This window comes from Hymenobacter convexus, from assembly GCF_030580955.1.
Taxonomy (GTDB): Bacteria; Bacteroidota; Bacteroidia; order Cytophagales; family Hymenobacteraceae; genus Hymenobacter.
In genome coordinates, this window is the sequence record NZ_JAUQON010000005.1 from 141,949 (window position 1) to 156,083 (window position 14,135).

10 protein-coding genes are annotated in these 14,135 nt (G+C 63.1%); 6 read left to right on the top strand and 4 right to left on the bottom strand.

The features are described 5' to 3' along the window. Window positions 1–22: 22 nt before the first annotated feature. From Q4S41_RS12335 to Q4S41_RS12350, 4 genes are all read left to right on the top strand, one after another. Window positions 23–1,279, top strand: a complete 1,257-nt coding sequence (locus Q4S41_RS12335) for a glycosyltransferase family 4 protein (protein ID WP_305031427.1) — start codon at window positions 23–25, stop codon at window positions 1,277–1,279. Further along, a complete protein-coding gene (locus Q4S41_RS12340) occupies window positions 1,276–2,445 on the top strand; it encodes a glycosyltransferase (RefSeq protein ID WP_305031428.1) in 1,170 nt (389 codons plus the stop codon). The genes Q4S41_RS12335 and Q4S41_RS12340 overlap by 4 nt, the downstream gene beginning before the upstream one ends. Before the next feature lie 63 nt (window positions 2,446–2,508). Then, a complete protein-coding gene (locus Q4S41_RS12345) occupies window positions 2,509–3,735 on the top strand; it encodes a bifunctional 3,4-dihydroxy-2-butanone-4-phosphate synthase/GTP cyclohydrolase II (protein ID WP_305031429.1) in 1,227 nt (408 codons plus the stop codon). A 355-nt stretch (window positions 3,736–4,090) separates the two neighbouring features. Then, the gene (locus Q4S41_RS12350) at window positions 4,091–5,809 is read left to right on the top strand and encodes a T9SS type A sorting domain-containing protein (RefSeq protein ID WP_305031430.1); all 1,719 of its coding nucleotides are present in this window, start codon (window positions 4,091–4,093) and stop codon (window positions 5,807–5,809) included. A 149-nt stretch (window positions 5,810–5,958) separates the two neighbouring features. On the opposite strand, the gene Q4S41_RS12355 is transcribed toward Q4S41_RS12350, so the two are convergent. Continuing rightward, window positions 5,959–7,263 (bottom strand): competence/damage-inducible protein A, encoded by a 1,305-nt coding sequence (locus Q4S41_RS12355; RefSeq protein WP_305031431.1) that lies wholly within the window; start codon window positions 7,261–7,263, stop codon window positions 5,959–5,961. A 112-nt stretch (window positions 7,264–7,375) separates the two neighbouring features. Here Q4S41_RS12355 and Q4S41_RS12360 point away from each other — a divergent pair, with 112 nt between their 5' ends. Then, the gene (locus Q4S41_RS12360; RefSeq protein ID WP_305031432.1) at window positions 7,376–8,233 is read left to right on the top strand and encodes a DUF4197 domain-containing protein; all 858 of its coding nucleotides are present in this window, start codon (window positions 7,376–7,378) and stop codon (window positions 8,231–8,233) included. 91 nt (window positions 8,234–8,324) lie between these two features. Here Q4S41_RS12360 and Q4S41_RS12365 read toward each other — a convergent pair whose 3' ends face one another. The 3 genes from Q4S41_RS12365 to Q4S41_RS12375 form a co-directional block, all read right to left on the bottom strand. Continuing rightward, window positions 8,325–8,690, bottom strand: coding sequence for a hypothetical protein (locus Q4S41_RS12365; RefSeq protein WP_305031433.1), 366 nt, complete (start codon window positions 8,688–8,690; stop codon window positions 8,325–8,327). A gap of 179 nt (window positions 8,691–8,869) precedes the next feature. Beyond that, window positions 8,870–10,078 (bottom strand): hypothetical protein, encoded by a 1,209-nt coding sequence (locus tag Q4S41_RS12370; RefSeq protein ID WP_305031434.1) that lies wholly within the window; start codon window positions 10,076–10,078, stop codon window positions 8,870–8,872. Between the two features lie 136 nt (window positions 10,079–10,214). After that, complete coding sequence (locus tag Q4S41_RS12375; RefSeq protein ID WP_305031435.1) at window positions 10,215–11,129, bottom strand: carbon-nitrogen hydrolase family protein; 915 nt, start codon at window positions 11,127–11,129, stop codon at window positions 10,215–10,217. 365 nt (window positions 11,130–11,494) lie between these two features. Here Q4S41_RS12375 and Q4S41_RS12380 point away from each other — a divergent pair, with 365 nt between their 5' ends. After that, a complete protein-coding gene (locus Q4S41_RS12380; RefSeq protein WP_305031436.1) occupies window positions 11,495–14,125 on the top strand; it encodes a valine--tRNA ligase in 2,631 nt (876 codons plus the stop codon). Window positions 14,126–14,135: the final 10 nt, after the last annotated feature.

Consider the following 14,135-nt stretch of genomic DNA (forward strand, 5'->3'; position numbering starts at 1 on the left):
CTATTCTACCTTTGCGGGCCCTATGCATATTCTGCAACTCTGTCCGCGCGTCCCGTTTCCACCTCACGATGGCGGCGCCATCGCCATGTACGACGTGGCGGCTGGCCTCGTGCGGGCCGGGCACCGCGTCACGCTGCTGGCCATCAACACGCCCAAGCACCGCCAGCCCGCCGATGCGCTGGCCCACCTCGGCCCCAACCTGCGGCTGGTGCTGGTGGATGTCGATACCGCTATTTCGGCCAGCAAAGCCCTGAAAAACCTGTTGCTGAGCCGCCAGCCCTACAACGTGGAACGGTTCATGAGCCCGGCGGTGGGGGAGAAGCTGCTGGAAATTCTGGGCACCGATGACGTGGACGTGGTGCAGCTGGAAGGCACATTTGTGGCTTGTTACGCCGAACTGCTGGGCCGCCAGCACCGCCAGGATTTCCGGGTGCCGCCGCTGGTATTGCGCGCCCACAACGTGGAATATACCATCTGGCAGATGCTGGCCGGCCGCGAAACCAACCCGCTCAAGCGCCTGTTCTTAAAAACTATGGCCCACCGGCTGGAGAAATTTGAGCGCCGCCACCTGCGCCAGTTCGACGCCATCGCCGCCATCACCGAGGCTGATGCCGACCGCCTGCGCGCGCTGCATTGCCCCGAGCCCATCGTCTTCATCCCCGCCGGCGCGGACCTGGCCCGCCTGCAGCCCGACCTCGCCATCCGGCCCCAGCCGCGCACGCTGTTCATGATTGGCTCGCTCGACTGGCTGCCCAACCAGGAAGGCGTGGAATGGCTGCTGCGTGAGGTGTGGCCTACTTTCCACGCCGAATTTCCCGACGTGGAGCTGCACATAGCCGGCCGTAACGCCCCGCCACACCTGCTCAACCTGAAAGCCGCTAACGTCATCATGCACGGCTTCGTGGAGTCGGCCCCGGCCTTTATGCAGCAACACGGGCTGATGCTGGTGCCGCTGCTGAGCGGCGGCGGCATGCGCGTCAAAATTATTGAGGGCATGGCGCTGGGCAAAGCCATTCTCAGCACCCGGCTGGGGGCCGAGGGCATTGCCGTGCGCGACGGCCACGACATCATCGTGCGCGATTCGCCGGCCGAGTGGCTGGCCTTTCTGCGCACCTGGGCCCGGGGCGAAGCCGACCTGGCTGCCCTCGGCGCCAATGCCGCCCGCACCGCCACCGAGGTCTACGACAACCGCCGCGTGGTGCAGCGCTTTGTCGATTTGTACGAACAACTGCTTCTACCCGCGCCGGCCGGTACGCTTGCCCACTCGCCGCCCGCATGAAGCTGCTCGTTCTCCTCTCGCGCTTCCCGTACCCGCTCGACAAGGGCGACAAGCTGCGCGCTTTCCACCAGCTGAAATACCTGGCCGAGCGCCATGAAATCTGCCTTTTCGTCGTTTCCGACGAGGATGTAACCCCCGAGGCCGACGCGGCCGTGCGGCCCCTGTGCCGCGGTGGCCTGCGGGTGCACCGCCTGTACCGGCCCGGCATTGCGGCCAACATGGCGCGGGCCCTGGCGGCCGGCCGGCCGCTGCAGGTCGGCTATTTCTACGATGCCGGGGCCCAGCGCGAGGTCGATGAGCTGTTGCGCACCTTCCGGCCCGACCATGTGTATTGCCAGCTCATTCGCATGGCCGAATACCTGCGCCCCCACGCCGGCCGCGTGCCAATGACGCTCGATTACATGGACGTGTTTTCGGCCGGGGTGGCGCGGCGGGCCACGCAGGCGCCCCTTTGGCAGCGCCCCGTGATGGTGCTGGAAGCCCGCCGCCTGCTGGCCTACGAAGCCCGGGCCTTCGACTGGTTTCAACACCACACCATCATCAGCGACCAGGACCGGCAGCTCATCCGGCACCCGCGCCGCCAGGAAATCCGGGTGGTGCTCAATGGCATCGATGCCGAGCGGTTTCGGCCCCTGCCGGAGGTGGCCAAGGAATACGATGTGCTGTTTTCGGGCAACATGAGCTACCACCCCAACGTGGACGCCGCCGCCTTTCTGGCCGAGGAAATTATGCCTTTGGTGCGCACCCGCCACCCCGAGGCCCGCCTGCTGGTGGCCGGTACCACGCCCGCGCCGCGCGTGCAGGCGTTGGCTTCGGCGCACGTGGTGGTGAGCGGCTGGGTGCCCGATATCCGGGCGGCGTATGCAGCGGCGCGGGTGTTTGTGGCGCCCATGCGGGTGGGCACGGGCCTTCAAAACAAGCTGCTCGAAGCCATGGCCATGCAGCTGCCCTGCGTGACGACGCCCCTGGCCAACAATGCCTTGGGCGGCACCAACGGGCAGGAACTCTGCGTGGCCGAAACAGCCGAAGCCATTGCCAACGATATTATCGGCCTGCTCGATAACCCGGCCGCAGCGGCGGAACTGGCTACCCGCGGCCAGGAATTTGTGAAAACCCGCTACACCTGGGCCGGCGCCACAGCGCAGCTGGAAGCGCTGTTCTACTAGGGCGCGGCCCCGTGGGCTAACTTTGCGGGCGCCGCCGTTGTTATGGCCCGAAATACCCATCCCATGCTTGATACCATCGAATCCGCCATCGAAGACATTCGCGCTGGCAAAGTCGTCATTGTGGTCGACGACGAAGACCGTGAGAACGAAGGCGACTTCATTTGCGCCGCCCGCGCGGCCACGCCCGAAGTCATCAATTTTATGGCCACCCACGGCCGAGGCCTGGTGTGCACAGCCCTTACCGAGGAGCGTTGCGAGGAATTGGGCCTGAACCTGATGGTGGGCCACAACACGGCCCTGCACGCTACGGCGTTCACCGTTTCGGTCGATTTGCTGAAAAACGGCGTGACCACCGGCATCTCGGCCTCCGACCGCAGCAAGACCATTCTGGCCCTCATCGACCCCGCCACCAAGCCCGAGGAACTGGGCAAACCCGGCCATATTTTCCCCCTCAAGGCCCGCAAGGAAGGCGTGCTGCGCCGCGCCGGCCACACCGAAGCCACCGTGGACCTGGCCCGCCTGGCCGGGTTTGAGCCGGCCGGCGTGTTGGTCGAAATTCTGAAGGAGGACGGCGAGATGGCCCGCCTGCCCGACCTCGAAATTGTGGCCAAAAAGTGGGGCTTGAAGCTAATTTCGGTGCAGGACCTCATCAAGTACCGCCTCGCCACGGAAAGCCTCATCACCCGCGAAATCTCGGTGAAGATGCCCACCGAAGACGGGGACTTCGACCTCTACGCCTTCACCCAGAATTCCAACGGCGCCAAGCACCTGGCCCTGGTGAAGGGCGACATCAGCGGCCCCGAGCCGGTGTTGGTGCGCGTGCACAGCTCCTGCGTAACCGGCGACATCTTCGGCTCCTGCCGTTGCGACTGCGGCCCGCAGCTGCACCAGGCCATGCGCCAGATTGAGCGCGAAGGCCGCGGCGTCATCGTGTACATGAACCAGGAAGGCCGCGGCATTGGCCTGCTCAACAAGCTGAAAGCCTACAAGCTGCAGGAGCAGGGCCGCGACACCGTGCAAGCCAACGAGGACCTGGGCTTCAAAGGCGACGAGCGCGACTACGGCGTGGGCGCCAGCATCCTGCGCGACCTCGGCGTGCGCCAGATGCGCCTGCTCACCAACAACCCGCGCAAGCGCACCGGCCTCATCGGCTACGGCCTCGAAATCGTGGACACGCTGCCCATCGAAATCCACGCCAACCCGCACAATGAAGCCTATTTAGCCACCAAGCGCGACAAAATGGGCCACAGCATCATGCAGGTGGCGCCGGCCGACGCGCCAGCGGCGTAAGGCCTGTGGACAGTTATCGGAAAGTCTATTCAAAACGTCATGCAGAGCGCTGCGAAGAATGACGTTTTTTACTGTCCACTCAGCCTAGCCCACTGGATTAGGAATTACGACAAAGGCCGGCCGCAACGCTGGCCTTTTTCGTGCCCGGCCGGGACTGGCAACAAGTAGTCCGGAAACGGTGGCAAGGCATCCGGAAAGAGCGGAAAGGCTTCCGGAATGGGCTGCAAGCCGGCTGGGCGGCGCGGCAAGGCCATGGTTTTTCTTCAAGCCTCCCACCCGCCGGGCCGGAGCAAACCGCGGGGGAGTGCTCCGGCCCGGTTATTTTTGGGTAACGCCACGCTACTTTCCTTTTTTTATGACGCACGTTTCCGCTTCCTTATTTTCGGCCACCGGGTTTCGCCTGCTGCTGGCGCTGCTCTTACTGGCTGGCCGGCTGCCGGCGGCGGGGCAAGCACCGGCGTGGCAGACGGCACGGGCCGTGGCGGTGGCCACGGCGGCCTCCAATTTCAACGCGTCAGAGCTGCAGGCTACGGCGGTGGACGCGGCGGGCGACGTGTACCTGACCGGCACCTTCCGAAACACGGTGCTGCTGGGCGCCATTGCCTTGACCAGCGTGGGGGCGACGGACATTTTCGTGGCGAAATTCAGCCCGGCCACCAACCAGTTTGTGTGGGCGCAACGGGCCGGGGGCACAGGCCTCGACGGCGCAGAGAAGCTGGCCGTGAGTGGCAACAGCGTGTACGTGACCGGGTTTTACAACAGCCCCACGGTGGACTTTGGTGCCACCACTCTGACCAACGCGGGAAACAGCGACGTGTACGTGGCCAAGCTGACGGATACGGGCAGCTTTGGGTGGGCGCTCCGGGCCGGCAGCAGCGGGGTCGACTTTGCCAGTGCGCTGGTCGTGAGCGGCACGAGCGTGTACGTGGCCGGCTACTTTGAGGCGCCCACGGTGCGGTTCGGCACTACCACCCTGACCAGCGCAGGCACCATGGACGTGTTCGTGACCAAGCTCACCGACGCGGGCCCTACGGCCAGCTTCGTGTGGGCCCAGCGGGCCGGCGGTGCCGACTCGGACTTGGGCACCGTGCTGGCGGTGAGCGGCGCAAACGTGTATGTGGCCGGCTACACCAGCAGCCGCACGGCTGGGTTTGGACCCGTCACGCTGACCAATGCCAGCAACGCGGCCACCACCGACCTGTTTGTGGCCAAGCTCACCGACGCGGGCCCTACGGGCAGCTTTGTGTGGGCCCAGCGGGCTGGCGGCGCGCTCAATGACTTCGCCACCGCGCTGGCCGTGAGCGGCCCGAATGTGTACGTGGGCGGCTATTTCGTCAGCCCCACGGCGGCGTTTGGGGCTACTACCCTAACCAACGTGGGGCCGTCCGGCTCTTACGATGCCTACGTGGCCAAGCTGACCGACGCCGGTACGTCCGGCCGCTTCGATTGGACGCAACAGGTCGGGAGCACCGGTGCCGAATCGGTCGGTGAGCTGGCCGTGAGTGGGAGCAGCGTGTACGTGGTTGGGTCGTTCAGCACTTCGGTGAGCTTCGGTTCGACCACGCTCACAAACGGCGGCACGGGCGACCTGTTTGTGGCCCGGCTGCTGGACGCGGGGAGCACCAGCAGCTTCGCGTGGGCGCAGCAGGGCGGCGGCAGCAGCGGCTACAAGGGCGCCGCGGCCGTGGCCCTGAGTGGCACCAATGTGTACGTTGCCGGCTCGTTTGGGGGCCTCACGGCAACCTTTGGCACCATCATCGTTGCGAATCCGAACTACATCGGCACCGGCTTTCTGGCGAGCCTGGCCGACCCCACCCTCACGGCCACGGCCGCTGGCCGGGCCCTGGCATCCGCGCAGCTCTTCCCCAACCCCGCCCACGGCACGGCCACGTTGTACCTGCCGGTCGGCGCCACCGCTGCGCCCCTCACCCTGACCGACGCGCTGGGCCGGACTGTGCGCCGCTACCCGGCCGCTGCTGCGGGCCCTGAGGTAGTGCTGGACCTGCGCGGGCTGTCGGCGGGCCTATATCTGGTGCGGGGGGCAGGCCCGGCCCAGCACCTAAGGGTAGAGTAACGTGTTTAAATGTGCGCTTACGCACAAGCCCCGGCACTATTGAGGTGCTGGGGCTTTTCGCATTTCGGGGCTGGTTGCCAGAACCCAGTGCCGATGGCCCTCCCGCTGGCGCGCGTCTCCAACGCGCGCCAGCTTATTGCCTAGCCCGGCTACCCCAGCGCCGCCAGCTGCTGCCGCAGCAGCGTGAGCAGCGACTGCGCGGCGTATTCCACGTTCAGCGCCCGGCCGCGGTCCAACACGTATTCGCGGCTGATAGTCTGGTGCGCGTCGGCGTAGGCCAGGCACACAGTGCCTACTTTCTTGGTTTCGGTGGCGCCGCCGGGACCGGCGATGCCGCTGGTGGCCACGGCCACATCCACGCCCAGGCGGCGGCGGGCACCCTCGGCCATCTCGCGCACGGTGGCCTCGCTCACGGCGCCGTATTGGGCCAGCGTTTCGGATTTCACGCCCAATTCCTCCCGCTTGATGTCGTTGTGGTAGGCCACAATGGCGCCCCGGAAGTAGCCCGAGCTGCCCGGCACGCTGGTGAGGCGCTGGGCCACCAGGCCGCCGGTGCAGCTTTCGGCCGTGCCCACGGTGAGGCCTTTGGCGAGTAGTAGCTGGCCGATGGCGGCTTCAATAGTCGTCTCTTCCTCGGCAAAAATGAACTCGCCGATGCGCTCGCGCAGGGCGGGCAGCAGCGCCAGCATGCGGCCGCGCAGGTCGGGCTGGCCGTCGTCGGTGCCCGTCAGGCGCAGGCGCACGGCCCCGAAGCTGGGCAGGTAGGCCAGCTTTATGTTGGCGGGCAGGGCGTCCTCCCAATCTTCGATTTTCTGCGCCAGAAACGACTCGCCCAGGCCAGCCGTCATGATGACAACATGTTCGATGGGCGCGATGTGAAACTGGCTTTGCAGGCGCGGCAGCACGTGGTCGGTCATCAGGCGCTTCATCTCGAACGGCACGCCGGGCATGCTCACAAACACGGTGCCCTGGTCTTCGAACCACATGCCGGGCGCGGTGCCCACGGCGTTGTGCAGCACCTCGCAGTTGGCGGGCACCAGGGCTTGCTGGCGGTTCACGTCGAGCATGGGCCGCTGGAAGCGCTTGAAAATTTCCTCTACGTGGCGCAGCGTGGGCTCGTGCATCACCAACTCGGTGCCGAAATAGCGGGCCAGCACGTGCTTGGTGAGGTCGTCTTTGGTGGGGCCCAGGCCGCCGGTGATGAGCACGACCTGCGCCCGCTGCCGGGCCTGGTCGAGCGCCGCCACAATCTCATCGGCCCGGTCCGATACCGAGGAAATCTGGCGCACGCGCAGGCCAATTTTGCCCAGCTCCTGGCCCATAAAGGCCGAATTGGTATCCACCACCTGCCCGTACAGCAGCTCATCGCCGATGGTCATGATTTCGACGGCGGGCGGCGCGGCGGGCGTGGCAGGGGCAGCCGAAGCAGCGGAAAGCGGGGTGGAGGCAGGCATGGGTTTGACGAAAAAATAGGTTTGGCCGCAAAATTGTCTTCAATTTGCGCAAGCGACGGTCCAAGGACAGCCATAGGGGCCTTCCGGTTTTCCCGCCGCGTCAGTTTATTCCATGTTTACGCGCATCGCCGGTTCTTTGCTGGTAGCTGGCCTGTTGGCCGCGGCTCCCGCCGCCCAGGCCCAAACCAAAACCACTACCAAGAAAACGACCACCACCAAAACCACCACGCAAACCGCCGCCCAGAAAGCCGCTGCCGCCAAAACGGCCGCTGCGAAGGCTGCCGCCGCCAAAGCTGCGGCGGCAAAAGCAGCCACTACCAAAGCCGCCACGCCCGCCGTGGTCACGCCCGCCCCGGCGCCGCTCACCGAGGCCCAAGCCAGCGCTGGCATCAAAGACGCCCTCAACAAAGGCATCACCAAAGCCGTTCAGTTTGCCTCGGAGCCCGACGGCTTCAACCTCAACGACGACATTCACATCCCCACGCCGCCCGATTTGGACATCGTGAAAAGCACTGTGGGACGCCTGCCGGGCATGACCACCGTCTTTACCCAGTTCGAAACCCAGCTCAACCGCGCCGCCGAAGCCGCCGCGCCCAAAGCCAAGGATATTTTCCTCAACGCGCTGGCCAATATCAGCATCACCGACGCGCTGTCGCTGGTAACGAGTGGCTCGACCGACGCGGCCACGCAGTTCCTGCGCAAATCGACCCAGGCCCAGCTGATTTCGGCCTTCCACCCCGACATTGAGGCCGCCATCGACCAGGTAGGCGCCGGCCGGGCCTACGCCACCATCACCGACAAATACAACAAGATTCCGCTGATGACCCCGGTCAACCTCAGCCTCGCCGACTACACCACCCAAAAAGCCGTCGATGGCCTGTTCATCCTGCTGGCGCAAGAAGAAGCCAAGATTCGCAAGAACCCGGCCGCCCGCACCACCGATATTCTCAAGCAGGTTTTCGGCCGCTAAGCGTAACCATTAGGCCATTATTGAAAAGGGCCCAACCGGATTTCCGGTTGGGCCCTTTTCGTGGCTGGTTAGCCATTAACGCCTTGTTTGCCTAGTAATCGTCGCTGTCGAAGCTGCTGCCGCGGCGGCTGCCACGGCCAGCCGAATAGCCTTCGTCTTCGTCGTCATCGTCGTCGGCGAAATCATCGTCATCGTCGTCATCGAGGCTGGTGAAGCCGCCGCGGTCGGAATTTTCGGCCCGTTCGGCTTCCACAAATTCCTCCTCCGTCATGTTAGCCAAATCCAGGGCTTCGTCGTGCGACGAGCCGGTGTCGGTCCACATCAGGTAGTCGGCGTATTTGGCCGAAAGCCGGTCTTCCGAATTGCCAAGGGCGGCAGCGCCGCCTTTCTTGGCGTAAGTGTCCAGGGAATCGTCGTCGTCGAGCAAGTCGTCGTCCAGGTCGTCGTCATCTATCATGGCCGGGGCGGGGGTGGTTGAGGTGAGAAATAGTGCCGAAATAGTAGCGGCGAAGATACGTCACGCACCCTTTTTCGGTTGACCCTGAGCCGAAATTTTGCTACAAAAATGTAACCTGAAGCGTATTCAGAGCCCTTTTTTACTGTTTCTGCTTCCGCTGCCCGGGCCAATTGCCTTGCTCAGGTGCCGCAATTAAAATACTTGTCGTAAGCCGATTCCGGAATCAGATTGAGCCGGCTCATCAGCTTGATGGGCAAGCGCAACAGGCGCAACAAGGCGTAGCTGTTGGGATAGTCGCGAAACGTTTTGGGCGGGTCCACCACCATCTGTTCAAATTCGGCCCGCGTGAGTCCCAAGCGCTTGATGCACAAGGCAATAACGGTTTCGTCTTCAATGGAATTGATGTGCGAAATGCGTTCCATGGCCACTTCCCGGCTCATTTGCCCCGAGCGCACCAGGGCGGAGTAGTTGAACAGCCGCCGGTCAATGTTGAATTTGACGCGGTTGAGGTAGTAAATCAGGCTTTGGTACAGGTCGTCGGCGTAATGAGCGCCGGGGCTTTTCCAGCCCAGCTCGCGCACCAGCAGCTCGTCCACGTCCGTGCGCACGTAGTCGAGGTGGTAAAGCAGCGTCACGGTTTTGATGCGGCGCAGGAAAGCGTAGTAAAACATTTCCTTGATGCCTAGATTGAAGCCCGGGTCGGCGGGCTTCCAAGGGCGTAGTGGCACGGTGCCAAACTGCTTGTGCACGGCCCGCAGGTACTTGCCATCCAGGAAGTTCCAGCTCAGCGGCGCAATGCCTTCGGTGCGAAACGACTGGCCGATGACCAAGTGCTGCAGGCCTTCCTTGGCCGCCACGCCATACAGCGCCGTGGCAATGCCCAGGTCGGTGCCTTCCTCCATATCGGGCACGGAGGCTTTGAGAAACGCAATTTTCAGGTCCTTCGACTCGCGCCAGTCCGAGGTAATGGTGCGCAGCTCCACGCCCAGGCGCTGGCAGGCACGCACCATGTTTTCGCCGGCCACGGGGTTGCCGAAGCCGTCGTTGAAATGCACCGCCAGCGGGCGCAGCTTGAGCTGCGTGACGCAGTACCACAACGTATAAGAGCTGTCGCGGCCGCCGCTCACGCCCAGTACGCAGTCGTAGCGCAGGCCCCGGCCGGCGCGCCGCATCTCGTCGGCCAGCCGGTTCACGGTTTTCAGTCCGGCCTCGCCCACGGGAAAGGCCTGCTCCATGCGGTCGTGCACTTCGCAAAAAGAGCAGGTGCCCGCGTCGTTGAAGGCAATGCCAGGCACGGTGGTGTCCATCACGCACCGCGTACACCGCTGGTGGTCAGGCGGACGCGATGTCGAAACAGAATCTTCGGCGGGGTGTACTTGTGTAAGCAATGGAAGGAAACTGAAGGTGGAGGCTACGAAAGAGGGGGGTGGTAGCAGCCGCTGGAAGAGCAAAAGGGAAGGGCGAGAAAGGCGATAGACGGTGGTTTGGGAGGACGTGTAGGATGCGGGTGGCAATACGTAAAGACTAGGGCAACTGGTCGAACTTATAGCCTTTACGCTGGAGCATGAGGCCGATGTCGGTGCCGCGCTCGGGGCGGTGGGGGCGGGCCAGGTCGGCCACCACCAACTCGCCGGCAAACTCATTGAAGGCGCCCTGGGCCTGCACCCCGTGGGCATCCACGGCCAGCGAGCAGCCCACGCTTTTCTTGCCCTCATAAGGCCCGCCCACGATATAGCCCACCGACGTGGTGCTGATAACCACTACGTTGTAGAGCTTGGCAAGGATTGAAAAGGGCTTCACCCATTTCTCCTGGTAAGGGTCGTTTTCCTCCGTGATGGAGTAGTCCACCGTCCAGGAAGCGGGGGCAATGATGAACTCGGCGCCCATGCGGGCCAGGGTGTGGCCAATGGGCAGGCCGTCGAGGTAGTTATCGGCACACACGTTTACCCCAATTTTGCCGAGCGGCGTGTCCACCACGTTCAGCGTCTGACCCACGGCATAAAACGGCTGCTCAACGGCCAGTAGGTTGATTTTGTGGTATTTGACGATGATTTCGCCCTGGGGGTTGATGAGGATGGCGGCGTTGTAGTTGCGGCCATCGGCGGCGCGCTCCGTGAGGCCGGCGCACACGTAGAGGCCGTGCTCGGCCGCGGCCCGGCACAGCACGTCGCTGAATGGCCCCGGAATGGGCTGGGCTTCGTAGAGGGCGCTGGGGTGCGTCCAGGCAAAATCGAGGGTTTCAGGCAGCAGCAGCAGGTCGCACTTTTGAGCGGCGGCTTGGGCTATCTGTTCCACGGCGCGGGCCAGGTTGCGGGCGGGCTCGCCGCCTTCCACCAAAAGCTGGCCCATGCCCATGCGCAGGGTACCCACCGGGGCCGGCACCGCAGGCGGCGCGGCGGCGGGGGGAATCGGTTTGCGGAAGGAGAAAAGCGCGGCCATTGGCAAAAAACAAGTAAAAAGGGGCGAAATATTTAGTAAGGTACAACGCCGGGATTAAACTCGGAAGCCTTTTTATGGTCGCCAACCAAAGGTAAGCAGCCCAAACAGGCCCTAGATTAAATAGTTATTAAAAGCAATAATAACCCGTTTATATAATAAGCACAAGGCCCAGATTGACCCCAAATAGCCGGTTAGTGAGCCGTGAAACAGGCCATTGCCCTGACGCAGAGGAAGGCATAGTGAATTTTATATGAAGTTTAAAAAAGACGGATTTAAATCGGATTTGAAACCGGGGAGCGCCGGCCCTTGCTTTACCCCGCCTTTCTAATGCCTATTTTTGTCCTTTCTGCTTCTCTTAATTTCATATGTCCCTCGCCACCACCTACTCGCCCACCGACGTTGAAGCCAAATGGTACCAGCGTTGGCAGGAGCAGGGCTTTTTCAAAGCCAAACCCAACCCCAAGAAGAAGCCTTACACCGTTGTCATTCCGCCGCCGAACGTGACGGGCGTGCTCCACATGGGGCACATGCTCAACAACACCATTCAGGATGTGCTGGTGCGCCGCGCCCGCATGCAGGGCAAGGAAGCCTGCTGGGTGCCCGGCACCGACCACGCCAGCATCGCCACCGAGGCCAAAGTAGTGGCCTTGCTCAAGGAACAGGGCATCAGCAAAACCGACCTCACCCGCGAGCAATTCCTGGCCCACGCCTTCGAGTGGAAGGACAAGTACGGCGGCATCATCCTAGAGCAACTCAAGCAGCTCGGTGCCTCGTGCGACTGGGACCGCACGCGCTTCACTATGGAGCCGGATTTGACCGATGCTGTATTGCGCGTGTTCGTGGACCTTTATAATAAGGGCCTGATTTACCGCGGCGTACGCATGGTGAACTGGGACCCCGAAGGCCGCACCGCCATCTCCGACGAGGAGGTGATTGCCAAGGACGTGCAGGCTAAGATGTACTACCTGAAGTACGCCGTGGTAGGGCAGGAGGGCCAGTTCCTGACCGTGGCCACCTCGCGCCCCGAAACCATCATGGCCGACGTGGCCGTGGCCGTGAACCCCAATGACCCGCGCTACGCTCACCTGGCCGGCCAGAAAGTGCGCATTCCGCTGTTGGGCCGCGAAATCCCGGTGATTTTTGACGAGTACGTATCGATGGATTTCGGCACGGGCGCGCTGAAGGTGACGCCCGCCCACGACCTGAACGACTACGAGCTGGGCGTGAAGCACAACCTGCCCGTTATCGACATTCTAGCCGATAACGGCACGCTGAACGAGAAGGCCGTGCTCTACGTGGGGCAGGACCGTTTCGCGGTGCGCAAGCAGATTGCCAAGGACTTGCAGGAAGCCGGGCTGCTCGAAAAAATCGAGGAGTATGCCAGCATCGTGCAAACTTCGGAGCGCACTAAGGCCGTGATTGAGCCCAAGCTCTCGTTGCAGTGGTTCATGAAGATGGAGCAGATGGCCAAGCCCGCGCTCGACGTGGTGGAGAACGATACCGTGAAGCTGCACCCGCCCAAATTCAAAAACATGTACCGGGCCTGGATGGAGAACGTGCGCGACTGGTGCATCTCGCGCCAGCTCTGGTGGGGCCAGCAGATTCCGGCCTACTACCTGCCCGATGGCACCTTCGTAGTCGCCCTCACCGCCGAGGATGCCCTGCAACAAGCTATTGCCCAAACCGGCAAAGCGGACCTGCAGCTGAGCGACCTGCGTCAGGACGAGGATGTACTCGATACCTGGTTTTCATCGTGGCTGTGGCCGATTTCGGTGTTCGATGGCTTCAAAGACCCCGACAACGCCGATATCAACTATTTCTACCCCACCAACGACTTGGTGACGGGGCCGGACATCCTGTTCTTCTGGGTGGCCCGCATGATTATGGCCGGCCTGGAATACCGCCAGGAAGTGCCGTTCAAGAACGTGTACCTCACCGGCATCGTACGCGACGCGCAGGGCCGCAAAATGAGCAAGCAGCTCGGCAACTCGCCTGACCCGCTCGACCTCATTGCCCAGTACGGCGCCGACGGCGTGCGCACCGGCATGTTGTTCTCGGCTCCCGCTGGCAACGACCTGCTCTACGATGTGAAGCTGGTGGAGCAGGGCCGCAACTTCAGCAACAAGCTCTGGAATGCCTTCCGCCTCGTGAAAGGCTGGGAAGCCGACGCCTCATTGCCCTTCGTGAATGCCAAGCCCGTGGAGTGGTTCAACGCCAAGCTGCAGGCGGCCATTGTGGAGATGGACGACCATTTCGAAAAGTTCCGCATGTCGGATGCGCTGATGACCATCTACAAGCTGACTTGGGACGACTTCTGCGCCCAGTACCTAGAGATGGTGAAGCCCGCCTACCAGCATCCCATCGACGCCGAAACGCTACGCCACACCACGGCCTACCTCGAAACGCTGCTCAAGCTGCTGCACCCATTCATGCCTTTTATCACCGAAGAGCTGTGGCACGAGCTGGCTGAGCGCGGCCCCCGCGACTACGTGACCGTGGCCCCCTGGCCCCGCGCCACCGCGCCCGCCAACAGCGCCGAAACCCTGGCCAACATGGATAAGGCGCTGGCCATCGTGGCCGGCATCCGCACCGTGCGCAACCAGAAAAACCTCGGCCCCAACAAGCCGCTCACGCTGGTAGCCAAAACCGACGAGCCGCAACTGGTGACCGACTACGAAGGCATTATCCGCAAGCTGGGCAGCATTTTGGAGGTGAGCTTTGCCGATGCCGGCCCCGCCGCCTCGGTGAGCTTCGTGCTGGGCGGCAGCGAGTTTTTCATCCCGCTCGAGGGCCACATCGACCTGGCCGCCGAGCGTGCCCGCCTCGAAAAGGAGCTGGAATATGCCCAGGGCTTCCGCGACTCGGTGCAGAAGAAACTTGGCAACGAGAAATTCGCCCAGAACGCCAAGCCCGAAGTGCTGGAAAAGGAACGTCAGAAGCTGGCCGATGCCGAAGCCAAAATCGCCGCGTTGGAGCAGGCGCTGAAAGGACTGTAAACGCCATCCG